The following is a 22,505-nucleotide window of genomic DNA, read 5'->3' as shown; positions in this document are numbered from 1 at the left end:
GTGCCGAAGGACTGCTCGAACGGCACTCCTTATGTAGGGCATCGTTGGGCAAAACCTAGCTAAAGACAGACAGCAGCCGTCAGTTCAAATCGCCGGTCGACACCACCATGCTGCCGGTCTGCTTGGCCTTATGTTCCGGCTCCACATGGATCGTCACCAGGGCCCCGTCGACAGCCTGTTGCAACACGCGTTCGAGCTTGTCGCAAATGGCGTGCGAATCCGAGACGCTCATCCGGCCTTCGACAACCAGATGAAATTCGATGAACGTCACCCGTCCGGCCGATCGCGTCTTGAGGTCATGCACCTCGATCGTGCCGTCGAGATGGCGCATCAGCACCGCGCGAATCTGGTCCTGAAGATCGACCGGCGCCGCCTCATCCATCAGACCGGCGATGCTTTCTTTCATCAGCCCCCATCCGGACCAGATGATGTTGACCGCCACAAGAGCCGCCACGATCGCATCGAGTTGTTGGATCCCGGTCAGGATCACGAGCCCGACACCGATCACGACGCCGATTGACGTGTAGACGTCGACGAACAGGTGCTTGCCATCCGCCACGAGAGCCGGCGACCGGGCCATGCGCCCTCGGCGGATCAACAGATAGCCCCAGGCCGCGTTGATGAGCGTGCCAACGCCGCTGATCAGCAGGCCCTTCAGCGGCGCCTCGATTGGATGCGGTGCCAAGACTGCAAAATAGGCTTCACGCAGGATCGAAAACGCAGCCAGCACGATGCAGACGCCCTCGAGCACCACCGAGAGATATTCGGCCTTATGGTGCCCATAGGGATGGTTTCGGTCCGCCGGCTTGGCGCTGAGGCGAACCGCCATGAAAGCCGCGACGGCCGTGATGACGTTGATGATGCTTTCAAGTGCGTCGGAGTAGAGCGCCACGCTGCCGGTGAGCAGAAACGCGAGATATTTGAGCGCGAGGACGAGCAGACCGACGCCGATGCTGCCCAAAGCGATGCGTTGAATGCTGTCCATCCGGTTCCACTCTCGACCGGCCCCGAAGGGCCGCGACCGTCATCACGACCTCCGAGAGTTCGGAGCCCTACGTCAGGGGAGCGTTAGCGCGGGATCAGCCGCCGAACAAGCGTTGAAGCAAGTTCCGGTCATCGCCGGGCTGCTGGTTCGCTTCTCGTGAGGGGATCGCGGCCGGGGGCAGCAGGGCGTTCGGGTCGTGACGCGGCGGATTGTTGCGAGCGGGCGACGCCTCGGACTGACCGGGGAGATTGCCGAGCGGCATCGGGGCGCCGGCGGCTCGGCGCGCAGCGGTCTGGGGCGGTGCCGTCAGAGCATGCGAAATCAATTGCCCGAGCGTCGTCGGAGCAGCGTCCGCCGCATGGCCGGTCGCCGGGTCGCGCGCCGGCATCGACGCCATAGGGCCGCCTGGAGCCGGCCCCGCTGCGGGATCGACGGAAGGATCGGTGACGGATGAAGGAGCACTCCAGACGCCGCCGGGAATCGGAATCGGGGTCGTGCCCTTGAGAGCGGCCCGCATAAAGCGGCTCCAGATCTCGACCGGCAGGTTACCTCCCGACGCCTTTCGGGTGGGGGTGCCGTCGTCGTTGCCGACCCAGACATCTGCCAGCAGCGCGCCCGTATATCCGACAAACCAGGCATCGCGCCAATCCTGGCTGGTGCCGGTCTTGCCGGCCGCTTGCCATCCCGGCAAATCGGCCTTGCGGGCCGTGCCGGTCAACACCGTCTGCTGCATCATGGCCGTCATCATGGAAACGTCCACCGGGTCGATCACGCGACCGTAGCCCGTCGCCTTACGTTGGTAGAGCAGTTTTCCGTCGGTCGTCTTCACACGGGTGATGATGTGGGGCTGCACGCCCTGCCCGCCGTTGCTGAACGGCACATAGGCGGTGGCGAGTTCAAGGGGCGAAACCTCGGAGGTGCCGAGCGCGATCGAAGCGTTGGGCTGCAACTCCGACGTGATGCCGAGCCGATGCGCGGTCTTGACCACGGCTTTGGCCCCGACCTCGAGCCCGAGCCGGACCGCGACGGTGTTGAGCGACAGAGACAGCGCCTTGGTCAGCGTCACCGGGCCGGCATAGTCGCGGCTGTAATTCTCGGGTTGCCACCCTTTCACGTTGATGGGGCCATCCTCTCGAACCGTATCGGGCGTCAAGCCCTTCTCGATCGCGGTCAGGTAGACGAAGGGCTTGAAGGCGGAGCCCGGCTGACGCTTGGCCGCAACCGCGCGATTGAACTGGCTGTCGCCATAGTCGCGGCCTCCAATCAAGGCCTTGATGGCGCCGGTCGGATCAAGCGCGACGAGCGCGCCCTGGCTCACGCCATATTTGGTGCCCTTCGCATTGAGTTCGTCCCCCAGCGCATGGTCGCCTGCCTGCTCCATCGCCGGGTTGATCGTGGTCGTCACCACGATGTCCTGATCGATTGCCCCGACCGTGTCGGCCAGCACATCCATCACATAGTCGGCCGCATAGTTGATGGCGGTGGCGTCGCGTTCCTTGACGGCCTTGGCGGGATTAGCGAGCGCTGCCTTTCCGGCCGCATCCGACACCATGCCCTCTTCCATCATGGCGCTCAGCACTTGGGCGGCGCGATCGGTCGCTCCGGCCGGATTGCGGTTGGGCGCCAGCTTGGTCGGCGCCTTCATCAAACCGGCCAGCACCGCCGCTTCGGCCAGGCTCACGTCATGAGCGCTCTTGCCGAAATATTTCTGGGACGCAGCCTCGACCCCATAGGCGCCCGAGCCGAAGTAGACGCGATTGAGATAAAGTTCGAGGATCTGATCCTTGGTGTATTTGTGCTCAAGCCAGATTGCCAGAATGGCTTCCTGGATCTTCCGCGACACCGTGCGCTCCTGCGTCAGAAACAGGTTCTTGGCGAGTTGCTGCGTCAGGGTCGAACCGCCCTGCATCCCGCCGCCGCCCACGACGTTCCGGGTGAGCGCGCGGGCAATCCCCATCGGGTCGATCCCGAAATGCGAGTAGAAGCGCCGATCCTCGATGGCCACAAAGGCTTTCGGCAAGTAGGGCGGCAAGTTGGCGAGGCGAACGGCGGCGCCACCCGTATCGCCCCGGTTGGCCAGCACCGCGCCGTCTTCACCCAGAATGGCGATATTGGGCGGCCGCTTCGGCACCGACAATTGGTCGATGGGCGGCAATTCGCGGGCATAGAACGCGACCAGCCCAACGAGACCGATGCAGGCCCAGATGCCGAGCACGAGGCACCAGGAGAATAATTGGCCGAGAACCGAACGCCGCCGCCGCGCCGGGCGGGACGGCGCGCGATCGCGGCTGCCGCCCTTGCCGGACCGTGCGCCCTTGCGTGTGCTCACGGATGCGTCGGCAGAGAGCGGGGCTCGGAAATGGGGCTCGACGCGCTCGCGCTGTACCGTGCCGCCGTGAGCCGGCGGAGGAGCAGTCCGGTCATCGGACGAGATGTGAATTTCGCCGCGCACCGGCCGTCGCCCGAGAGGCGGGTCGAGCCGAGGCTCCCGGCGGCCGTCGCGTTCGCTGTCTCCGCCTGGTTCATGGTGTCGGCCGTTCCGCATCTGGCGTCTCAATCCCCGATCCGGGGATGGTCTTGACGGTAATGCAGGCGGATTAAGGGCCGGTAAAAGAGTACGGAAGCAGAACGGCGGGGCTGGCCGGGGCTGCCGTCGGCCTCCCGGGCAAACCCAGCCGACCATGCCGGTCACATCGTTGGCATGGAGAATTCCGCACCTTCCTTGACGCCGGACGGCCAACGCGACGTGACCGTCTTCATCTTGGTGTAGAACCGAATCGAATCCGGCCCATGCTGGTTCAAGTCGCCGAACGAGGACCGCTTCCAACCGCCGAAGGAATAATAAGCCAGCGGCGTGGGGATCGGCACGTTGACCCCGACCATGCCGACCTGCACTTTGCTGACGAAGTCGCGCGCTGCATCGCCATCGCGCGTGAAGATCGCGACGCCATTGCCGTATTCGTGGTCGTTACAAAGCGACAAAGCTTCCTCGTAGGTCTTGGCGCGCACCACCGAAAGAACCGGGCCGAAGATCTCTTCCTTGTAGATCCGCATGTCCTTGGTGACGTTGTCGAACAGGCAGCTGCCGAAATAGAAGCCCTTCTCGTATCCCTGCATCTTGAAGCCGCGTCCGTCGACCGCGAGGGTCGCGCCTTCTTTGAGGCCGATCTCGACATAGGACCGCACCTTGTCGACCGCGGCCTGCGTGACGAGCGGACCGTAATCCGCACTGGCGTCCGACGATGGCCCGATCTTGAGCGCTTCGACGCGCGGGACGAGCTTTTCCATCAGGCGGTCGGCTGTTCCCTTGCCGACCGGCACCGCCACCGAAATTGCCATGCAGCGTTCGCCGGCCGACCCATATCCCGCGCCGATCAAGGCATCGACCGTCTGGTCCATGTCGGCATCCGGCATGATCACCATGTGGTTCTTGGCGCCCCCGAAGGCATGGACGCGCTTCCCGGACGCCGCACCCCGCGCGTAAATATATTCGGCGATCGGGGTCGAGCCCACAAAGCCGATGGCCTTGATGTCGGGATCGTCGAGCAGCGCGTCGACCGCAACCTTGTCGCCATTGACCACATTGAGGATGCCGGTCGGCAGACCTGCCTCGATCATCAGTTCGGCGAGGCGCATCGGCACGCCGGGGTCACGCTCGGACGGCTTGAGAATAAAGGCATTGCCGCAAGCGATGGCAGGCGCAAACTTCCACATCGGGATCATGGCCGGAAAGTTAAATGGGGTGATGCCGGCCACGACGCCGAGCGGCTGACGCATGGCGTAGGCGTCGATCCCCGGCCCTGCCCCGTCGGTGAATTCGCCCTTGAGCAGATGCGGAACGCCGCAGGCGAATTCGACAACCTCGAAGCCGCGCTGGATGTCGCCCTTGGCGTCCGCGACGGTCTTGCCGTGCTCGCGCGACAGTAACTCGGCCAACTCGTCCATGTTCTGGTTGATGAGATCCAGAAACTTCATCAACACACGTGCACGGCGCTGCGGGTTGACGGCGGCCCATTTGACCTGAGCCTCGGCCGAGTTGGCGACCGCCGCGCGGATCTCCTCTTGCGACGCGAGCGCCACGCGGCCCGCAACCTCGCCCGTCATCGGTTCGAAGACGTCGGCAAAGCGGCCCGAGGTGCCGGCCAGGTGTCGGCCGCCGATGAAATGCCCGTAATCCGTCATGATGCTCTCCCAAACATGGTGTCGGGTCTTAGCCCGACCGGCCGATCGATCTTGACGCTAGCACTAATGGGTTTCATCCTTGTGCCTCAATCGCGCGTTTTGCGCACCGGCTGTGCAGAATTGGGCTAAGATGGATTGGGATGATCTGCGCGTCTTTCTCGCGGTCGCGCGCAGCAACCAATTTGTTGCGGCGGGGCGCTTGCTCGGCCTCGATCACGCGACGGTCGGGCGGCGTGTCACGGCGCTCGAGCGCGATCTCAAAGCCAAGTTGTTCGTTCGGCGCACGACCGGCGTGGCGCTGACGGCGGCGGGCGAGCGGCTGCTGCAATCGGCCGAACGGATCGAAAGCGACGTGCTGCGCGTCCGGTCCGAGCTCACCGACAAGGATTTCGAGCTTTCGGGTACCGTGCGGATTGGCGCGCCGGATGGCTTCTCGACCTATTATCTCGCGCGGTGCTTTGCTGATTTCGCGGCGCGCCATCCGGCCATCACGGTGCAGCTCGTTCCCACCCCGCAAGTTATCCCGCTGTCCCGGCGCGAAACCGACATTCTCGTAGCCTTACAGAAGCCCGACAGCGGTCGCTACGTGACCCGAAAGTTGACGGATTACTCGCTCGGCATCTTTGCGGACCGGGCCTATCTCGACCACTACGGAACCCCGCTCGATCTCGCAGCTCTGCGCCAGCATCGCCTGATCGGCTATGTCGAGGATTATGCCTATTCGTCGGCACTCGACTATGTGCGAACCCTGTTCGACGACACACCGACCAGCTTCCAATGCACCAGTGCGATCGGCCAATTGGAGGCGATCCGCTCCGGACTTGGCATCGGCATCGTGCACGATTTTATTGCCGGGCAGCATCAGGATCTGGTGCGTCTTTTGCCCGAGCGGCGCGCCGAGCGCAGCTATTGGATCGTCGAACACGAGGACGTTAGGGGCCTTGGGCGGGTGCGGACCGTCCACGACCACATCGTGGCGTCGGTCGAGGCTGAGAAAGCCATCTTCCAGCCCGTGGTGTCGGGTTAGGCCTTAATGAGGCCCGGGCCAACCGCAGCCGTCAGGTCGTCGAGGCCATAAAACGCCTTGGCGTTCCCGCCGAAGACGGCGGCGCGCTCCGCATCCGAATAGGACGCCGTCAGCGCCGACGCGGCATCCACCCACCGGTCATAGGAGGAGGCTCGGAGACAGACGGGCCAGTCGGAGCCGAACATGACGCGCTCGGGTCCGAACGTGTTGAGGATGTGGCTCGCATAAGGCTCGAGGTCATGCTCGGTCCATTCTGGACCCGCTTCCGTCGTGAGGCCCGAGAGCTTGACGAAGGCCGAGGATTCCCGCGCCAGCCGAGCGATGTCGGCCGCCCATGTCGAGAACGCCTCGTCCCGAATCTGCGGACGCGCGCCATGGTCGATTACGACCTTGAGGTTCGGGTAGCGCAACAACCGCTTCAGCAGCGGAAGAATGTGCTGGGGGTGAAGCAGGGCATCGAAACATAGCCCATACTCGACCAGAGCGTCGAACGCCCAGGACAGATTTGGATGCATGACCCATTTGGGGTCCGCGATATCCTGGATCATGGGCCGGATGCCCTTGAACTTCGGATTTTTCCGAAAGCGTTCGAGCGCCGCGAGATGCGACCGATCCTCAAAGTCAATCCACCCGACGACGCCCATCACGGTCGGCTCGCGATCGGCGATATCGAGAAGGTAATCGGTTTCCTCGAGCGTCGGCGCCGCCTGGATCAGCACGGTGCCGCCGATCTTGTTGCGGGCGAGGCATGGACGGAGATCGCTCGGGGCGAACACACGATCGAGTTTGCCGCCGGGGACCATCCAAAAATAGTCCCCGCGGGCCGGGTCCCAATAATGTTGGTGAGCGTCGATGCGCAGAGCTTCGTCGATCAAGATGTTTTAACTCGTCGGAGACATGGCGCGCGACAGAGACGTCGCCAGTATATTGCTGAACGCAGACAGAGCCCCCGCTTGACAAGGGCTCCGCCGATTAAGTCATGCCGCTCGCGGATGCAAGCGGATGGCAGGGTTGCTTAGACGTTGTAGCTATCGTCGTTGTCGCTGCCGCCGCCGGCAAAATCGTCCGACGTATCCTGCAGGAAATCCTGCTGGGCATCGTCGGCTGCGGTCGGGGTCGCACCGCCGTTATTGTCGTCACCGTAAAAGTTGTTGACGACCGTCTCGCCGCCGGGCTGCCCCATGCCGCCCAGACCCGCGCCAGACGCGATGCCGAACGGATTATTATGTCCGCCGAACAGCCCCTTGATCGAATCCGCCAGCAACACGCCGCCAGCCACACCGGCCGCCGCACCAAGCGCGCCCTTCAAAAAGCCGCCGCCTTGCTGCGGGGCTCCGCCAAAACCACCCTGTTGCGGCGCGTAGCCCTGCTGCGGCGCATACCCTTGCTGAGGGGCGTAGCCCTGCTGAGGCGCATACCCCTGCTGAGGGGCATACCCCTGCTGAGGGGCATAACTGCCCTGCTGCGCGGCTTGACCCCACGGGCCACCCGGACGTTGGCTGCCCGGGTCCTGCTGCCCGTAGCCTGTCGAGGGAACCGACTGCCGCGGCGGCTCCTGAGACGCTCCACCGCCGAACAACGACTTGCCGATGCTCCCGAGAAAGCTCGTGTCGCCCTGCTGCGGCACGCCACCCTGGCGAACTTGTTCTTCCAGCTGCTGAAGGCGCTCGTTCGCGGCGCGCAGCGCCTGCTCCTGAACGATGACGGTCTGGGCCAAAAGATAAGGCGCATAAGGCTGCGCCTTTGTCGCGTCGGCGATGAAAGCCTCGGCATCGCGATCACGCGGTTGAGCAGCCGCGCCGTGAATACGGTCGAACAAACCTGACAGCAACTGGCGTTCTTCGGGAGTCATGACACGTCTCTCTCAAAACCGGGCGACGACGCCCGAGGCAGATATGGGAAGCGCCGATGGCGCCGCTAGGGGTGCCGCGTTGGCGCGACATCCGGCGGGCATCTGCTCCCACCAATCAACCGACGGTCGATCGAAGAGGATGCAGGGTCACGGTGATTATTCGGTGGCGACCAGCCTCGGTTCGTCCGCCAAGCCGGCCATCCCGGCGGGCCGGGGCCCTCCTGTCGCCCAATCGATGAGTTCGATCGTGTGCAGGATGGGGATCGCGGTGCCGAGCCCGATCTGCGTCATGCAACCGATATTGCCGGTGGCGATCACCTGGGGCGCCATGCGCTCGATATTGGCAACCTTGCGGGCGCGGAGCTGCGCCGCGATCTCGGGCTGTAGAATATTATAGGTGCCGGCCGACCCACAGCAGATATGCCCCTCCGGCACATCCTTGACCACGAAGCCGGCCTGTTTCAGCAGCCGCTTCGGGAGGTCGCCGAGCTTCTGCCCATGCTGCATCGAACAGGCCGAATGATAAGCCACGACCTGGCCGGTGGCCCGCCGCGGCTTGAGGTCGAGCCCAACGAGATATTCGGTGATGTCCTTGGCGAGCGTCGACACGCGCTTGGCTTTCTCGGCATAGGCTGCATCCTCGCGCAGCATGAAGCCGTAGTCCTTGATCGTGGTGCCGCAACCCGACGCCGTGATCAAGATGGCGTCGAGGCCGCCGGCTTCGATCTCGCGGGTCCAGATGTCGACATTACGCCGAGCGAAGCCGAGGGCCTCGGTCTCCCGACCCATGTGATGCACCAGCGCGCCGCAGCAGCCCTCCCCCTTGGGCAGCACGACCTCGACGCCGGATCGGTCGAGCAACCGCATGGTCGCCGCATTGATGCCGGGGTTCAGCACCGGCTGGGCGCAGCCGGTCAGCAGCGCGACGCGTTTGCGGGGAGCCGCATCCACCGAGGCGCGGGTGCTGGCAGGTGGCAGCGGAGCTGGCAGATTGATCGGCGCCAGATCCAGCATAGCGGCCAGCCGCGCGCCGACAGCCGGAAGCCGAGCGACGAGCGGCCGCAGCGGCTTGCCGAGCCGTGCGGCCTGCAACGCGAGACGAAACCGTCCCCGATGCGGCAGCACAAACGCCAAGACCGAACGGACGAGCTTGTCGCCGAACGGTCGGTCGTAGGTCTTCTCGATATGCAACCGGGCATGATCGATGAGGTGCATGTAATGCACGCCGGAGGGGCAGGTCGTCATGCAGGACAGGCAAGACAGGCAGCGGTCGAGGTGCTTGACCACATCGGCCGTGGCGGGCTTGCCGCCTTCCAGCATGTCCTTGATGAGATAAATGCGGCCGCGTGGGCTATCGAGTTCGTCGCCAAGCAGCAGGTAGGTCGGACAGGTTGCGGTGCAGAACCCGCAATGCACGCAAGTCCGGAGGATCTTCTCCGACTCCCGTGTGTGGGGATCGGCCAGCGCGACGGCATCGAATTTGGTTTGCATGGCGGGAAAGCGCCTCGATGATGGACGGACGGGCGGCCTCAACAGCCGGCGTACATACGGCCTGGATTGAGGAGTGCGGCGGGGTCGAAGCTAGCCTTGAGGCCGGTCGTGATGGTCATCAACGGCGCCGACAGCGGCTGGAAGACGTCCACCCGCGCCCGAACATAGTCGGGCGCCCGAACCAAGGTGGCATGCCCCCCTGTGACGGTCAGGGCCTGGCGGATCGCGGCCGCCCCGGCATCGCCGGCCGCTGAGGTCGCGAGCCAGATCAACCCACCGCCCCAATCGTAATAGCAGCGCCCGGCCACGTGATTGCCGATCAGATGAGCGGCGCTGGGGCCGCGTGTCGGCGCGACCGACAGCTTCCAGATCGCCGCCTCGCGCGGTTCGGACAGAAGCGTCACGTCGCGGACGCGTCGCCACAGCGCCGATGATGTCGCGGCGTCGAGCCGCTCGCTGGGGCCGTCGCTCTGGAGCAACGCAGCCAAACGCGCGAAGCGGTAATCGACCGAGGCGGCGAAGTTTTCGATGCGGATCAGGGTGCGGGCCTCCGCGCCGTCGATCCCGGCCGGGAGATGCGCCGCGCCGGTCACCTCGAAGGGCGAGCCGAGTGCCTTCGCCAGAGCCGGAATCGCGCGATGATCGTCGAGCCCGCGCAGCACGAGAGTCGCTTCGGTCTCGGGTCGTGGCAGAACCTTGAAGGTGATCTCGGTCAAGAAGCCGAGCGTGCCATGCGCGCCGCACATCAGCTTCGACAGATCGAGGCCCGTGACGTTTTTCATGACCCGGCCGCCCGATTTAACCATCTCGCCCCGTCCATTGACGAAGCGGACGCCGATCACGTGATCCCGCGTGGCACCCGCCGAGATCCGGCGCGGGCCCGACCAGTTGCCGGCCACGACGCCGCCGACCGTCGAACGGCCGGAGGTTCCATAAAGTCCGCAGAGATCGACCGGCTCGAACGGCAGCATTTGGCCTGTCGTGGCCAAAGCATCCTCGAGATCCGACAAGGGCGTTCCGGCGCGGGCCGAGATGACCAATTCGGATGGCTCCTGCAGCGTGACGCCGCTCAACCGCGAGGAGGACAGAACCCTCGCCGCATCGACAGGCCGACCGAGGCCCGCCCGGGTTCCGCCGCCTTCGATCCGAAGCGTCATGCGGCGAGACGCTGCGTCGCGGATGGCGTCGGCGGCCTCGGCCTCGTCGTTCGGACACAGGATGTCGCTCACGCGGTGAACCGCCCCTCGAGCGGGAACACCTTGGCGGGGTTGAGCCGCCAGCCGGGGTCGAACACGGCCCTGACCCGCATCTGCTGATCGAGGTCGATGGTCGAGAACTGGCAGGTCATCAGATCGCGCTTTTCAATCCCGACGCCATGTTCACCGGTCAGGCAGCCCCCCACTTCGACGCAGAGCTTTAGGATCTGATTGCCCGCGTCCTCGGCCTTCTCCTGCTCGGCCGGATCGTTGATGTTATAGAGCACCAGCGGGTGCAGATTGCCGTCGCCGGCATGAAACACGTTGGCGGCCCGCAGCCCATGCCCGTCGCAGATCGCCGTGATCCGGGCCAGCACGTCGGGCAAGCGGCCGGTCGGGATAGTGCCGTCCATGCAAATGTAATCCGCCACCTTGCCGGTCGCGCCAAAGGCAGATTTGCGCCCCTTCCAGATCGCGGCCGTCTCCATGGCGGAGCGGCTTTCCTTGACGGTCTTGACGCCATGCTGCTTGGCGATCGCGATGATGCGGCCGAGTTGGGCCGCCATTTCGTCCTCGGAGCCTTCGACCTCGATGATCAGCATGGCCTCGGCATCAAGCGGATAGCCCGCATGGGCGAAATCCTCGCAAATCTGGATCGCCAGCCGATCCATATATTCCATGGCGACCGGGATGATCCCAGCGCCAATGATGGCCGCGACCGCCGCCCCCGCCTCTTCGGTCGATGCGAAGCCGAATAACACCGGCTGGGCGCCCTCGGCCGAGCGCAAAATCCGCACCGTGGCCTCGGTCACCATGCCGAGTTGCCCTTCCGAGCCGATCACCAACGCCAGAAGATCGAGCCCCTCGGCATCGAGATGCTCGCCTCCGATGTCCACGATGGTGCCATCCGCCAGCACCATGCGAACGCCGAGCACGTTATTGGCCGTGACCCCATATTTGAGGCAATGCGCTCCGCCCGAATTCATGCCGATATTGCCCGCGATGGTGCAGGCGAGTTGCGAAGACGGGTCGGGCGCGTAGAAAAAGCCCTCGTGCACGACCGCTCCGGTGATGCTGAGATTGGTGACGCCGGCCTCGACCCTTGCGGCGCGGTTGGCATAATCGATGTCGAGGATCCGGTTCATCTTGGCGATGCCGATCACCACGGCGTCCTCCTGCGGAATGGCGCCGCCGCTGAGCGACGTTCCGGCCCCACGCGGCACAACCTTGACGCACTGCTGATGGCAATACCGCATCACGGCCGCCACCTCCTCGGTGTTGCGGGGTAGCACCACCGCGAGCGGCACTTTCCGGTACCCTGTCAGCCCATCCGTCTCGAAAGCACGACGCTCGTTCATGGATGTGATGAGGCAGTCGAACGGCACCAACGTCGCGAGACCCGCGACGATCTCATCGCGGCGCGCCATGATCCCAGCGTCCGGAAGCGGAAACGCAATGGCGGTCATGCTGCTCATCCTCCCGGCGCCCAGGCGCATGCCGCGCCCCGGTCTTGTCCATCTCGATGCCTGAATCATAGTCTGCTTGACCATAAAAGCGAGTGTCGACTGGTCGCGCCCTCCACATCTCCGAGACGCGTCGATCACCGCGATGGCGTGTCTGCGCGCAACGCTTTTAAAAACAGCGGAATTCGGCTATCCACTGCTGATCGGCCGACATTCAAGTCGGCACGAGCTCGATCTGGCCGCCAAACCCGTCGCATCACGCGATTGATGCACGTGAGCCGCCACACCCGACGTCCGGCGATGCGCCGCTCGTTCGCCCTCTGGACTCGACTGTTATGAAATTCCTCGACGAAGCCAAAGTCTATATCCGCTCGGGAGACGGCGGCGCTGGTGCCGTCTCGTTTCGCCGCGAGAAGTTCATCGAATTTGGTGGGCCGGATGGTGGCGATGGCGGCCGGGGCGGCGATGTCGTGATCGAATGCGTGCAGGGCCTTAACACGCTGATCGACTATCGCTTCCAGCAGCATTTCAAAGGCAAGACCGGCATGCATGGCATGGGCAAGAACCGCTCCGGCGCCAAAGGCCTGGATGCGGTTCTCCGCGTGCCGGAAGGCACGCAGGTGCTGGACGAGGATGGCGAGACGCTGATCGCCGACATGACCAAAGTCGGCCAGAGCCTTCGGATCGCCAAGGGCGGCAATGGCGGCTTCGGCAATGCCCATTTCCAAACATCGACCAATCAATCACCGCGTCGCGCCAATCCCGGCCAGGTCGGTATCGAGCGGACCATCTGGCTGCGGCTCAAGCTCATCGCCGATGCCGGGCTGGTTGGCCTGCCGAATGCCGGGAAATCGACCTTCCTGGCGACGGTTTCGGCCGCCAAGCCGAAGATCGCGGATTATCCGTTCACGACGCTGAAGCCCGGCCTCGGCGTCGTCGGTGTCGGCGACCGCGAATTCGTGCTGGCCGACATCCCCGGTTTGATCGAGGGCGCTCATGAGGGCCTTGGCCTGGGTGATCGCTTCCTCGGGCATATCGAACGCTGCGAGGTCGTTTTGCATCTCATCGAGGCGACAAACGAGCATGCCGGCAAGGCCTATAAGACAATCCGGAGCGAGCTCGAAGCCTACGGCAATGGCCTCGCCGAAAAGCGCGAGATCGTCGCCTTGTCAAAGGTCGACGCGGTCGATCCGGAGACGCTGAAGAGCCAGATGGCCAAGCTCAAGCGCGCTTGTGGCCATACGCCGCTCAAACTGTCGGCCGTGGCCGGCATCGGTGTGAAGGACGTGCTCGGCCTGCTGTTGCAATCGATCGACGCGCATCGGGCCGAGACGATCGCGGCAGCGGCCCCCGCATGGGAACCGCTGCCACCGGAATAACGCCGGCGCGCGTGATGGATGGCGTCAGGCCTTGGTTTTGGCGACGCAATCCTTGACGAAAGCCTTGCGGGCCGTCTTGTCCATGCCTTTGGTCTGCGGGTCCATGCGGCACTTCATGGCCGCCGCCTTGTCGGGACGCTGCTTGACGATGCAGGCCGCCATGGCATCCTTGCGGGCCGCACCCTTCAGGCCCTGGCTCTGGACCTCGTCTTTGCATTGGGCGCGTACGAACTTCATGCGCGGCTTGCCGTCCTTCGTGAGATCGGAGGCGACGGGCGCCGCGGTCGCGGCGGGGGCCGCAGCGGCGGGAGCAGCGGTCGTAGCGGGCGCGGCAGCGGTCTGGGCCAACGCAGGCGTCAGGCCGAGTGCCAGGACGAGAACCAGGCTCGAAACGATCTTCATCAAACAATCTCCATATTGGCTGACCCAACGTGTCGCTTATGTCACAGCCGCTTTGAACCGCTGCTGAACGGGTGGGGCGATGAAAAAGCAGACCAATCGTTGCATCGGCCGTGCGACCGGGGATAAACCAGTTTAGAAACAGTCGAGCGACAGGCCGACTCAGAGGAGCCCGCGCCGGGAGAAAACGATGTCACACGAAATGGATCCGACCCAACCGCCCGCGCCCACACCGGGCAAGCGCAAGCTGCGGTCGCAACTCTGGTTCGACAACCCGGACAACCCGGGCATGACGGCCCTCTATATCGAGCGCTACCTGAATTTCGGCCTGACCCCGGGCGAATTGCGCTCGGGCAAGCCGATCATCGGCATCGCCCAGACCGGCAACGACCTGTCGCCGTGCAACCGCCATCACCTTGAGCTCGCCAAGCGCGTGCGCGACGGCATCCTTGCGATGGGCGGCGTTCCGATGGAATTCCCGGTCCATCCAATTCAGGAAACCGGCAAGCGCCCGACGGCCGCACTCGATCGCAACCTCGCCTATCTCGGCCTTGTGGAGACGCTTTACGGCTATCCGCTCGATGGCGTCGTGCTAACCACGGGCTGCGACAAGACCACCCCGGCCTGCATCATGGCAGCCGCGACGGTCAACATTCCGGCCATCGTGCTCTGCGGCGGCCCGATGCTGAACGGCTGGCACAATGGCGAGCGGACCGGCTCGGGCACCATCGTGTGGAAGAGCCGCGAGGAATTGGCGGCTGGCAACATCGACTATGAAGAGTTCATGGAGATCGTCACCTCCTCGGCTCCCTCGGTTGGTCATTGCAACACGATGGGCACGGCCTCGACCATGAACGCGCTGGCTGAAGCGCTCGGCATGACGCTGCCGGGCTGCGCCGCCATTCCGGCGCCTTACCGCGAACGCGGGCAGATCGCCTACGAGACCGGACGTCGTGCCGTCGAGATGGTGTGGGAAGACCTCAAGCCGTCCGACATCATGACGCGCGAAGCGTTGGAAAACGCCATCGTGGTCAACAGCGCCATCGGCGGTTCGACCAACGCCACCATCCACATCAATGCCATCGCACGCCACATCGGTGTGCCGCTGGCGATCGAGGAATGGGAGACGATCGGCCATAAGATCCCGCTACTGGTCAATATGCAGCCGGCCGGCAAATATCTCGGCGAAGAGTTCCACCGCGCCGGCGGCGTCCCCACCGTGATCGCGCAATTGATGTCGAAGGGTCACATTCGCGAGAATGCTATGACGGCCAACGGCAAGACGATCGGCCATAACAACAAGGATCGTAAGATCGGCGATCCGGACGTCATCACGCCGATCGAAACGCCGATGCGCGAAGAGGCCGGCTTCATTGTGCTGAAGGGCAACCTGTTCGACAACGCGATCATGAAGACGAGCGTGATCTCGAAGGAGTTCCAGGACCGTTATCTGTCGACGCCCGGTGATCTCGGCGCTTTCGAGGGTCGCGCCATCGTGTTCGAGGGACCGGAGGATTACCACCACCGGATCGACGACCCGAGCCTCGACATCGACGAGCATTGCATGCTGTTCATCCGCGGCACCGGGCCGATCGGCTATCCGGGCGGCGCGGAAGTCGTCAACATGCAGCCCCCGACGGCCCTCATCAAGCGCGGTATCCACGCCCTGCCCTGCATCGGCGATGGTCGCCAGTCCGGAACGTCCGCTTCGCCCTCGATCCTCAATGCATCGCCGGAAGCGGCGGCCGGCGGCGGGCTCGCGATCCTGAAGACGGGCGACCGGGTCCGGATCGACCTGAACAAGCGCAGCGCCAACATCATGATCACCGACGAGGACCTTGCGCAGCGTCGCGCCGACCTCAAGGGCCAGGGTGGCTTCCACTATGCCGGCAACCAGACGCCGTGGCAGGAAATCCAACGCTCGATGGTCGATCAGTTCGACGAGGGCATGGTGCTCAAGCCCGCCGTGAAGTATCAGCGCGTCGCTCAGACCATGGGGGTTCCGCGCGACAACCACTAAGGCCGCGATCAAGGCTCGCCTTCGGCCCCGACTTCGGCCTTGGGCGAGCCCTTGACTCACACCAGCACGCGCGACCGTTCCTTCGCTTCCGGTCCGTCATTCCTTGAGATCGCTCACGACCTGCCCATAGTTGAGGGCGGACACGAGAGTCACGCCGCCGAGCACGTTTCCGAGAAGGGTTGGCACGAAAAAGCGCCCCACATAATCGGCAAGGCTGGCCTGATCCGAAACGACTAGAAAGCTCACTTCGACCGAGCCTGCGATGATGTGGGCAAATCCCGCGACCGACACCAACCATGTGAGCAGCACGATCAGGGAGGATCGCGACTCGCCGGCGCCCGGCATCAGCCACACCATCAGGGCGATCAGCCAACCCGCGAAAATCGCCTTGAGAAGTGTGAGGCCGAAGGACGCCTCGATGGCGTGCTGGCTGATGGTTGCGAAAACCGTCCGGATCTCGGCGGTGAAGAGATCGGTTTTGGCGAGCACCGCGGCAACGATCCAAGTCCCGACGATGTTGGCCACGAGAACCAGCCCCCACAGCCGCGCCACGAGGCCGAGCGTTCGCAGATCGCGGTTATAGAGAAGCGGCAGAATCGGCGTGATCGTATTTTCGGAAAAGAGCTGCTGGCGGCCGAGCACCACGATGAGAAAGCCGACCGAATAGCCGAGTTTGCTCACGAGATCCCGCCACGGCGCGTCGGGCAAGTGCGCGCGGAGAACGCCCTCGGCGATGAGGGAAAAACCCATCGCGAGACCGGCCGCGAGCCCGGAAAACAGGAGCGCTTTGACGGGCCGGGCAATTTCACTTTCACCCTCGGCCCGGATCGTCTCGTGGATCAGCGCCGCATTGGGGCGGCTATGGGCTTCGATGATGTCCCGCTCGGCGTCTGACACATCCGTCATGTTTGACGCGGCGCTGAGCGCATGCGCCTGGTCATCTACCTGATCGTTATCGGCCTCGGCCACGCATGTGCCCCTTTCGCAAAATCTCGATGCGTCCGGCGGGAGTACCGACGGTCAGACGGCATACCAGCGATATGCGCCGAACGCAGGCCAACTCGATGGCCCAAGCAAAGGGTTCCCGCGTCGGGGCGAAAGAGCGAAAAAGCCGCGCTGACCGTCGGGTCGGCAGTCGACGACGACGGACCGCTTAACTGCTCAGGGTTCGCAATTCGCCGGTCACAACGCCGAATAGAGTGCGACCGAGAAGCCCGATGATAACCAGCGTCGCCAGACCGAGCAGCGCGATGGCGATCCCGTCCGTGATCAGGCCGGGCTCGCTCACCGCAAAGCGAAGCGCCGCAATGCTGCTGGCTGCGAGCGGAAAACTCACGGCCCACCAGGAGACGCGGAACGGGCAGCAGACGGGCAGATTTCGCAATTGCCCGAGCAGCACCGCCAGCATGAACAGCGTCAACATGTAGAGCACTTCGGAAAAGAGATCCGTCTGCCCGACCGTGACCGTATAGGTCGAATAGCCGACCGCGAAAGGCGCAACGAGGATCAGCAGTGACGGCTTCAGCGGGTCGGGGAGCGGGGGCTCAAAAAGCAGCCGCGAAAACACGAGCGTGAAGAGCGGGACGGCAAAGAACAGACCGACCGCGAGAGAGAAAACCATCAAGCCATGCAGCGGAGGCAAATCGAGCGTCGGGAGCGCAAGCGGCACGTCCAGCAGTCCCACGACCGGTATGATCCAGGCCGGCGTCGCGTGGGCGACCTGCTGTCGGTCGCTCATCCAACGCGAGACGATCAGCACGGCGAACAGCATCATCCCCACAGCGCCGACCATCCAGAGAGCTTGGGCGAGTTGATGTGCGAAGGGATTTAGCGGGATGGGCAGCAAGAGAAGGCTGATCAGAACCGTGCCGAATAGATTGCCCGCGATGGGGTGCCGGAACTCGGTCCGGACGACCGCAAAGGCCGTGACGAGCTTCACGAGATAGGCGATCGCCACCACCACGAAGGCGACGATCGCCACCGCCGCGATCGTCATGGCGATCCATTCGGGCACACCGAAGTGGGTATGGGCGAGCCGCCAGGCGATGGAGAGGCCGGTCAAGCCCATCACCGAGCCAAAGAGGCCCACCGGCAGATAATCGAGCAAGGGCGCGCCGGGCGGAAGAATCGTCTGGGCCTCGCTCATGCTGTGACCGCTTTCACCAAAAGCTGTTGCGCCGCATCCAACCGACCCGCGAGATCCTCAGGGACACCGGCGTCCCGCAGGACCTTGGCCATCGGATGGAAGGCGATCACGGTCAGCCCATCATCCCGCAGGCGCACGAGGACGCGGAGCGGCAAATCGAGCGCGGCCGATGGGGCGGCCAGCATAAGCGGCGTTCCGCCTTTTGGATGTCCATAAATCAGCACCGTCGTGGGCGGCATCTCCAGCCCAACCTGACGCGCCCCGTCCTTATGGTCGATCCGACTGAACAGGGTCAGGCCCGCTCCGGTGATGGCGTCCGTCAGCCGCTGGAGGGTCGCCTCGAACGAGAGGGCCGACACGGTTTCGATGATATCGGATGTGTTTGTGCCGCTCATGATGACCCCATCTTCCGTAACGGCGATGCTCCGCGTGATCCCCCACGTGTCGCCGGTCATCATCCGATACTCTTCGTTCACCGTGTCTAGTGTGAATCTTTGCGGATCCGACGCAGGAAAACGTTCGGGCGCGGACAGGATCGCGCCACGACGCGGTCGGGTCTCGCCAGCTTTGAGCGGCCGAATGAAGCTAACGCATCAAGACTCGAGCAACTCCGTGACACGATTACGACGACGCTCTGATCAACCTTCAACTTCCTCACCAGATCCGGCTGACGATCCCATCGAAAATCGAGTCGGCCGAGACGATCGGAACGGCATGGGAGAGCGCGGTAGCGGCCAGGAGGCGGTCGAACGGATCGCGGTGTGGCCAGGCCATCAAACCGGCCAAAACGCAGATTTTTGCGTCAAGCTGAACCATCTCGATGCCTTGCTCGACAAGTTCATCGATCAGGTTCGGCAGAAACGGCGCCATCTCCGGCCATTTGCCAAGCCGAACCTTCTGCGCCATTTCGTAAAGCGAGGCGGGGCTGACGAAGACATTCTCGGCTTCGCCGATCGTCGTTCTCGCTACGTTTGAGAGCCGGCGACTCGCGTATAATCCCCAAGCCAATGCATGCGTGTCGATCAGGACGGCTTTCACAAGCGGTCGGCTCCGCCGCCCTCCCAAAGGCTGATGTCGCTGTCATCCAATGGCTCAAAGAAATCAGGACCCTGTCCTGTCAAACGGTCGGCCATCGTGTCGAACTTGAAACGGTTCCTTTTTTCGACCGGGACCAGTCGAACAACCGGGCGATCACCGCGTGCAATGATGACCTCTTCGCCTTTTAAGGCCGCTTCGATCAGTTTGGAAAGGTTGGTCTTGGCGGCATGGACAGTGACTTGCATCGGCTCGGCCCAGATTGCTAAGCTAGCTTAGCTAATCGTCCTGTCGAGTTCAAGCATGACCCAGCCCGCTCTTCCCATCGGCCCGTTCGTCGATCCCGATCCGGCCCTGCGCCCCGAGCGTGTCACCTTGACAGGGCGCTTCGTCACGCTCGTCCCGCTCGAGGCCGACCATGCCGATGCGCTGTTCGATGCCGCTTGCGGCCCGGGCCGCGACGATCTCTGGACCTATATGTTCGACGGGCCGTTCTCGGACCGCGCCGTTTTTGCGGCCAACATCGCTCAAAAAGCCGCGTCGACCGATCCGCTCTTCTTCGCCATTGTCGACAACGGCTCCCGCAGGGTGGTCGGACATGCGGCGCTGATGCGGATCGACGTGGTTCATCGCGTAATCGAGGTCGGCAATATCATGTTCGGCGCGCCGCTTCAGCGGACGCCCGGCGCGACCGAGAGCATGGCGCTGCTGGCCCGCTACGTGTTTGAGACGCTCGGCTATCGACGCTACGAGTGGAAGTGCAACGCCATGAATGAGCCCTCGCGTGTGGCCGCCCACCGTCTCGGCTTCACGTTTGAAGGCGTTTTCCGGCAGCACATGATCGTCAAGGGCCGCAACCGCGACACGGCTTGGTTCTCGATCCTCGACACCGAATGGCCCGCTTGCGGCAGCGCTTTCGAGGGCTGGCTCGCAGCCGGGAACTTCGACGCCGACGGACGCCAGCGTCGGTCGCTGGCGGCGCTGCGGCCGTCGACCACCTGACCTTGCGGCTCGGCCGCGATCATGCTCAGGATCGGCAAAGGCGGCCAAGACCGCCTGCAGGGGACGGAGAGACGGCCATGGCGGACCACGCAGCCGGCGAGACAGCGGTTCTGATGGCAGCGCATCACGGGTTTGGCGCGCGGCTCGTCACGCCGAGAGGCTGTCGCGCCAAGAAAGCCGCGACACGTCGACTGCGTTCGATATCCCCTGCTGACGGCTTTTTGCTCTGACTTCCTCATAAAAGGATCGATCATGCGTATTCTCATCATCGGGGCGGCCGGCATGGTCGGCCGGAAGCTCACGGCTCGGCTCGTTCGAGATGCGACGCTCGGATCCCACCCCATCGACGCGCTGGATCTCGTCGACGTTGTCGAACCGGCGCGCGTCGACGCGCCTTTCATGATCGAGACGGGCACCATCGACGTCGCCGATCCGGCGGCCGCGCCCCGGCTGATCGCCAAACGCCCGGACGTGATCTTCCAGCTTGCCGCGATCGTATCGGGTGAGGCCGAAAAGGACTTCGACAAAGGCTATGCGATCAATATGGATGGCCTGCGCTTCTTGCTCGATGCGATCCGCACCGAGGGCGCATCGTCCGTTGAAGGCGCCCTCCGCCCCTACCGGCCTCGCCTCGTCTTCACCTCGTCGATCGCGGTCTTCGGCGCGCCATTCCCCGCCACAATCGACGATGAGTTCCTGTCCGCGCCGATGACCAGCTACGGGACGCAGAAAGCCATCTGCGAACTGCTCCTCGCCGATTACACCCGCAAGGGGTTCGTCGATGGCATCGGCATCCGGCTTCCCACCATCTCGGTTCGGCCCGGCAAACCCAATGCGGCCGCATCCGGATTCTTCTCGAACATCATCCGAGAGCCGCTCGCCGGGCAGGAAGCGGTCCTCCCCGTCGGCGAGGATGTGCGTCATTGGCATGCCTCGCCACGCTCGGCTGTCGGTTTTCTCCTGCATGCCGCGACGATCGATGGCGGACGCGTCGGCCAACGCCGCACCTTGTCGATGCCCGGCGTGTCGGTCACGGTCGGCGAACAGATTGAGGCGATGCGGCGCGTGGCCGGCGAGAGCGCCGTCGCCCTGATCCGCCGCCAGCCCGATCCCTTCATCGAAGCCATCGTGGCCAATTGGCCGCAAAGTTTCGAGCCGAGCCGCGCCGAGGCGCTTGGCTTCACGGCTGAGCGCGACTTCGACAGCATTATCCGGGTTCATCTCGAGGACAAATTGGGCCAATGATACCGTCTATCATTGGCGCGGACTATCGTTCGGTCGCGCCGCAACCTCGCCGGAACACATGACCGCACCGTCCGTCACACCCACCGATTCGCTTACCAGCCTCGTTCAGCCGATCGAGGCTGGCGCTCACGTGACGGCAGCCGCCTTCCTGGGGAGAACGCCGGCGCTGGCGCTGGGCGACGGAACCGTGGTGCTGGCGCCCATCGGCGAGGAGCGTCGCATATCGGCTCACCCAGAAGGCGCGATCCTGGCGGCAGCGGCCCAGGGATCCCGGATGATCACGGGCGGTGACGACGGACGGCTCGTCGCGACAAGTGCGGATGGATCGACGCAGGACATCGCTCATGAAGTGGGGAAATGGATCGACGCCCTTGCGGTGCGGGAGGATGGCACGGTGGCGTGGGCGGCCGGGCGGCAAGTTCGATCGCGCAGCCCGAAGGGCGAGGTGAAATCATGGTTGGCACCCACCTCCGCAAGGGGGCTGGCATTTGCGCCTAAAGGCTATCGCCTCGCCGTGTCGCATTATAATGGCGCCACGCTCTGGTACCCGAACACCGCGAGCATACCGGAGGTCTTCGAGTGGAAGGGTTCGCATCTCGATGTGACGGTGTCGCCGGATAACCGCTTCCTCGTCACCTCGATGCAGGAAAATTCTTTGCACGGTTGGCGGCTCGCCGACGGCCAGCACATGCGAATGCAGGGCTATCCGTCAAAATCGCGGTCGCTCGCCTGGTCGCATGATGGCGATTGGTTAGCGACGTCCGGCGCGGACGCCTGTGTGGTTTGGCCGTTCGATTCGAAAACGGGGCCGATGGGAAAGGCACCGCGCGAATGTGGCGTTCGGTCGTCACGGGTGTCGCAGGTCGCGTTCCACCCAAAGACGCTGGTCTTAGCGATGGGCTATGAGGACGGCTTCGTCCTCCTATGCCGTTTGACGGATGCGTCCGAGATTCTCGTTCGTAAGACCGATCCAGGCACGGCCGACCCTGTGAGTGCGCTGGCTTGGGACCGCGATGGGAAACAGTTGCTGTTCGGCACCCGCAAGGGCGCCGCAGGGTTGCTTACGCTACCGGGCTGAAGCCA

The 22,505-nt window shown here is 64.0% G+C and carries 20 protein-coding genes; 6 read left to right on the top strand and 14 right to left on the bottom strand.

The window, feature by feature from the left end; translation table 11 throughout:
* Positions 1 to 79 precede the first annotated feature (79 nt).
* From EY713_RS10665 to EY713_RS10655, 3 genes are all read right to left on the bottom strand, one after another.
* Complete coding sequence (locus EY713_RS10665; protein WP_131114760.1) at positions 80 to 985, bottom strand: cation diffusion facilitator family transporter; 906 nt, start codon at positions 983 to 985, stop codon at positions 80 to 82.
* A 94-nt stretch (positions 986 to 1,079) separates the two neighbouring features.
* Positions 1,080 to 3,530, bottom strand: a complete 2,451-nt coding sequence (locus tag EY713_RS10660) for a transglycosylase domain-containing protein (RefSeq protein ID WP_131114759.1) — start codon at positions 3,528 to 3,530, stop codon at positions 1,080 to 1,082.
* A gap of 143 nt (positions 3,531 to 3,673) precedes the next feature.
* Entirely contained in the window at positions 3,674 to 5,167 is a 1,494-nt protein-coding gene (locus EY713_RS10655) for a CoA-acylating methylmalonate-semialdehyde dehydrogenase (protein ID WP_131114758.1), read from the bottom strand.
* 130 nt (positions 5,168 to 5,297) lie between these two features.
* On the opposite strand from EY713_RS10655, the gene EY713_RS10650 reads away from it, so the two are divergent.
* On the top strand, positions 5,298 to 6,194 hold the full coding sequence (locus EY713_RS10650; RefSeq protein WP_131114757.1) for a LysR family transcriptional regulator: 897 nt from the start codon (positions 5,298 to 5,300) through the stop codon (positions 6,192 to 6,194).
* On the opposite strand, the gene EY713_RS10645 is transcribed toward EY713_RS10650, so the two are convergent.
* The 5 genes from EY713_RS10645 to EY713_RS10625 all read right to left on the bottom strand — a co-directional run bounded on the left by EY713_RS10645 (position 6,191) and on the right by EY713_RS10625 (position 12,199).
* Positions 6,191 to 7,069, bottom strand: a complete 879-nt coding sequence (locus tag EY713_RS10645) for an amidohydrolase family protein (protein ID WP_245504132.1) — start codon at positions 7,067 to 7,069, stop codon at positions 6,191 to 6,193. The two genes, EY713_RS10650 and EY713_RS10645, sit on opposite strands and share 4 nt — an antisense overlap.
* Positions 7,070 to 7,209: 140 nt before the next feature.
* Positions 7,210 to 8,046 carry a DUF2076 domain-containing protein gene (locus EY713_RS10640; protein WP_131114756.1) on the bottom strand — a complete coding sequence of 279 codons (837 nt, stop codon included), beginning with the start codon at positions 8,044 to 8,046 and terminating at the stop codon, positions 7,210 to 7,212.
* A 156-nt stretch (positions 8,047 to 8,202) separates the two neighbouring features.
* The gene (gene glcF / locus EY713_RS10635) at positions 8,203 to 9,537 is read right to left on the bottom strand and encodes a glycolate oxidase subunit GlcF (RefSeq protein WP_131114755.1); all 1,335 of its coding nucleotides are present in this window, start codon (positions 9,535 to 9,537) and stop codon (positions 8,203 to 8,205) included.
* A 38-nt stretch (positions 9,538 to 9,575) separates the two neighbouring features.
* Positions 9,576 to 10,766: a glycolate oxidase subunit GlcE gene (gene glcE / locus EY713_RS10630; RefSeq protein WP_425374356.1), complete on the bottom strand. Its 1,191-nt coding sequence runs from the start codon at positions 10,764 to 10,766 to the stop codon at positions 9,576 to 9,578.
* On the bottom strand, positions 10,763 to 12,199 hold the full coding sequence (locus EY713_RS10625) for an FAD-linked oxidase C-terminal domain-containing protein (RefSeq protein WP_131114754.1): 1,437 nt from the start codon (positions 12,197 to 12,199) through the stop codon (positions 10,763 to 10,765). The genes glcE and EY713_RS10625 overlap by 4 nt, the downstream gene beginning before the upstream one ends.
* Positions 12,200 to 12,531: 332 nt before the next feature.
* Here EY713_RS10625 and obgE point away from each other — a divergent pair, with 332 nt between their 5' ends.
* Positions 12,532 to 13,575, top strand: a complete 1,044-nt coding sequence (gene obgE / locus EY713_RS10620) for a GTPase ObgE (protein ID WP_131114753.1) — start codon at positions 12,532 to 12,534, stop codon at positions 13,573 to 13,575.
* A gap of 24 nt (positions 13,576 to 13,599) precedes the next feature.
* Here the strand turns inward: obgE and EY713_RS10615 are convergent, their stop codons facing one another.
* Entirely contained in the window at positions 13,600 to 13,977 is a 378-nt protein-coding gene (locus EY713_RS10615) for a hypothetical protein (RefSeq protein WP_131114752.1), read from the bottom strand.
* A gap of 187 nt (positions 13,978 to 14,164) precedes the next feature.
* Between EY713_RS10615 and EY713_RS10610 the strand changes: the two genes are divergently transcribed.
* Complete coding sequence (locus EY713_RS10610) at positions 14,165 to 15,994, top strand: IlvD/Edd family dehydratase (protein WP_245572968.1); 1,830 nt, start codon at positions 14,165 to 14,167, stop codon at positions 15,992 to 15,994.
* Between the two features lie 96 nt (positions 15,995 to 16,090).
* Here EY713_RS10610 and EY713_RS10605 read toward each other — a convergent pair whose 3' ends face one another.
* The 5 genes from EY713_RS10605 to EY713_RS10585 form a co-directional block, all read right to left on the bottom strand.
* Complete coding sequence (locus tag EY713_RS10605; protein WP_131114751.1) at positions 16,091 to 16,900, bottom strand: formate/nitrite transporter family protein; 810 nt, start codon at positions 16,898 to 16,900, stop codon at positions 16,091 to 16,093.
* Between the two features lie 247 nt (positions 16,901 to 17,147).
* Positions 17,148 to 18,140 carry an SLAC1 anion channel family protein gene (locus EY713_RS10600; protein ID WP_131114750.1) on the bottom strand — a complete coding sequence of 331 codons (993 nt, stop codon included), beginning with the start codon at positions 18,138 to 18,140 and terminating at the stop codon, positions 17,148 to 17,150.
* Complete coding sequence (locus tag EY713_RS10595) at positions 18,137 to 18,598, bottom strand: DUF302 domain-containing protein (protein WP_210215330.1); 462 nt, start codon at positions 18,596 to 18,598, stop codon at positions 18,137 to 18,139. Before EY713_RS10595 ends, EY713_RS10600 begins: the two co-directional genes overlap by 4 nt.
* A 196-nt stretch (positions 18,599 to 18,794) precedes the next feature.
* On the bottom strand, positions 18,795 to 19,178 hold the full coding sequence (locus EY713_RS10590) for a type II toxin-antitoxin system VapC family toxin (protein ID WP_131114749.1): 384 nt from the start codon (positions 19,176 to 19,178) through the stop codon (positions 18,795 to 18,797).
* Positions 19,175 to 19,423 carry a type II toxin-antitoxin system Phd/YefM family antitoxin gene (locus EY713_RS10585; RefSeq protein ID WP_131114748.1) on the bottom strand — a complete coding sequence of 83 codons (249 nt, stop codon included), beginning with the start codon at positions 19,421 to 19,423 and terminating at the stop codon, positions 19,175 to 19,177. The genes EY713_RS10590 and EY713_RS10585 overlap by 4 nt, the downstream gene beginning before the upstream one ends.
* Before the next feature lie 55 nt (positions 19,424 to 19,478).
* Here EY713_RS10585 and EY713_RS10580 point away from each other — a divergent pair, with 55 nt between their 5' ends.
* From EY713_RS10580 to EY713_RS10570, 3 genes are all read left to right on the top strand, one after another.
* Complete coding sequence (locus tag EY713_RS10580; RefSeq protein ID WP_131114747.1) at positions 19,479 to 20,177, top strand: GNAT family N-acetyltransferase; 699 nt, start codon at positions 19,479 to 19,481, stop codon at positions 20,175 to 20,177.
* Positions 20,178 to 20,429: 252 nt separating this feature from the next.
* Positions 20,430 to 21,422 carry a D-erythronate dehydrogenase gene (gene denD / locus EY713_RS10575; protein WP_131114746.1) on the top strand — a complete coding sequence of 331 codons (993 nt, stop codon included), beginning with the start codon at positions 20,430 to 20,432 and terminating at the stop codon, positions 21,420 to 21,422.
* A 58-nt stretch (positions 21,423 to 21,480) separates the two neighbouring features.
* Positions 21,481 to 22,500 carry a WD40 repeat domain-containing protein gene (locus EY713_RS10570; protein WP_131114745.1) on the top strand — a complete coding sequence of 340 codons (1,020 nt, stop codon included), beginning with the start codon at positions 21,481 to 21,483 and terminating at the stop codon, positions 22,498 to 22,500.
* Positions 22,501 to 22,505 lie beyond the last annotated feature (5 nt).

Origin of the sequence: Lichenihabitans psoromatis (genome assembly GCF_004323635.1) — a bacterium.
In the GTDB taxonomy this organism is placed as follows: domain Bacteria; phylum Pseudomonadota; class Alphaproteobacteria; order Rhizobiales; family Beijerinckiaceae; genus Lichenihabitans; species Lichenihabitans psoromatis.
This window is presented reverse-complemented; position numbering and strand designations above follow the sequence as displayed.

Excerpts from the sequence above, each read along its gene's own strand:
- EY713_RS10655 (WP_131114758.1), bottom strand. The coding sequence starts at position 5,167 with ATGACGGATTACGGGCATTTCATCGGCGGCCGACACCTGGCCGGCACC.
- EY713_RS10625 (WP_131114754.1), bottom strand. The coding sequence starts at position 12,199 with ATGACCGCCATTGCGTTTCCGCTTCCGGACGCTGGGATCATGGCGCGC.
- EY713_RS10650 (WP_131114757.1), top strand. The coding sequence starts at position 5,298 with ATGGATTGGGATGATCTGCGCGTCTTTCTCGCGGTCGCGCGCAGCAAC.
- EY713_RS10580 (WP_131114747.1), top strand. The coding sequence starts at position 19,479 with ATGACCCAGCCCGCTCTTCCCATCGGCCCGTTCGTCGATCCCGATCCG.
- EY713_RS10640 (WP_131114756.1), bottom strand. The coding sequence starts at position 8,046 with ATGACTCCCGAAGAACGCCAGTTGCTGTCAGGTTTGTTCGACCGTATT.
- denD (WP_131114746.1), top strand. The coding sequence starts at position 20,430 with ATGCGTATTCTCATCATCGGGGCGGCCGGCATGGTCGGCCGGAAGCTC.
- obgE (WP_131114753.1), top strand. The coding sequence starts at position 12,532 with ATGAAATTCCTCGACGAAGCCAAAGTCTATATCCGCTCGGGAGACGGC.
- EY713_RS10585 (WP_131114748.1), bottom strand. The coding sequence starts at position 19,423 with ATGCAAGTCACTGTCCATGCCGCCAAGACCAACCTTTCCAAACTGATC.
- EY713_RS10615 (WP_131114752.1), bottom strand. The coding sequence starts at position 13,977 with ATGAAGATCGTTTCGAGCCTGGTTCTCGTCCTGGCACTCGGCCTGACG.
- EY713_RS10665 (WP_131114760.1), bottom strand. The coding sequence starts at position 985 with ATGGACAGCATTCAACGCATCGCTTTGGGCAGCATCGGCGTCGGTCTG.
- EY713_RS10570 (WP_131114745.1), top strand. The coding sequence starts at position 21,481 with ATGACCGCACCGTCCGTCACACCCACCGATTCGCTTACCAGCCTCGTT.
- EY713_RS10610 (WP_245572968.1), top strand. The coding sequence starts at position 14,165 with ATGTCACACGAAATGGATCCGACCCAACCGCCCGCGCCCACACCGGGC.
- EY713_RS10600 (WP_131114750.1), bottom strand. The coding sequence starts at position 18,140 with ATGAGCGAGGCCCAGACGATTCTTCCGCCCGGCGCGCCCTTGCTCGAT.
- EY713_RS10660 (WP_131114759.1), bottom strand. The coding sequence starts at position 3,530 with ATGCGGAACGGCCGACACCATGAACCAGGCGGAGACAGCGAACGCGAC.
- glcF (WP_131114755.1), bottom strand. The coding sequence starts at position 9,537 with ATGCAAACCAAATTCGATGCCGTCGCGCTGGCCGATCCCCACACACGG.
- EY713_RS10605 (WP_131114751.1), bottom strand. The coding sequence starts at position 16,900 with ATGACGGATGTGTCAGACGCCGAGCGGGACATCATCGAAGCCCATAGC.
- EY713_RS10595 (WP_210215330.1), bottom strand. The coding sequence starts at position 18,598 with ATGATGACCGGCGACACGTGGGGGATCACGCGGAGCATCGCCGTTACG.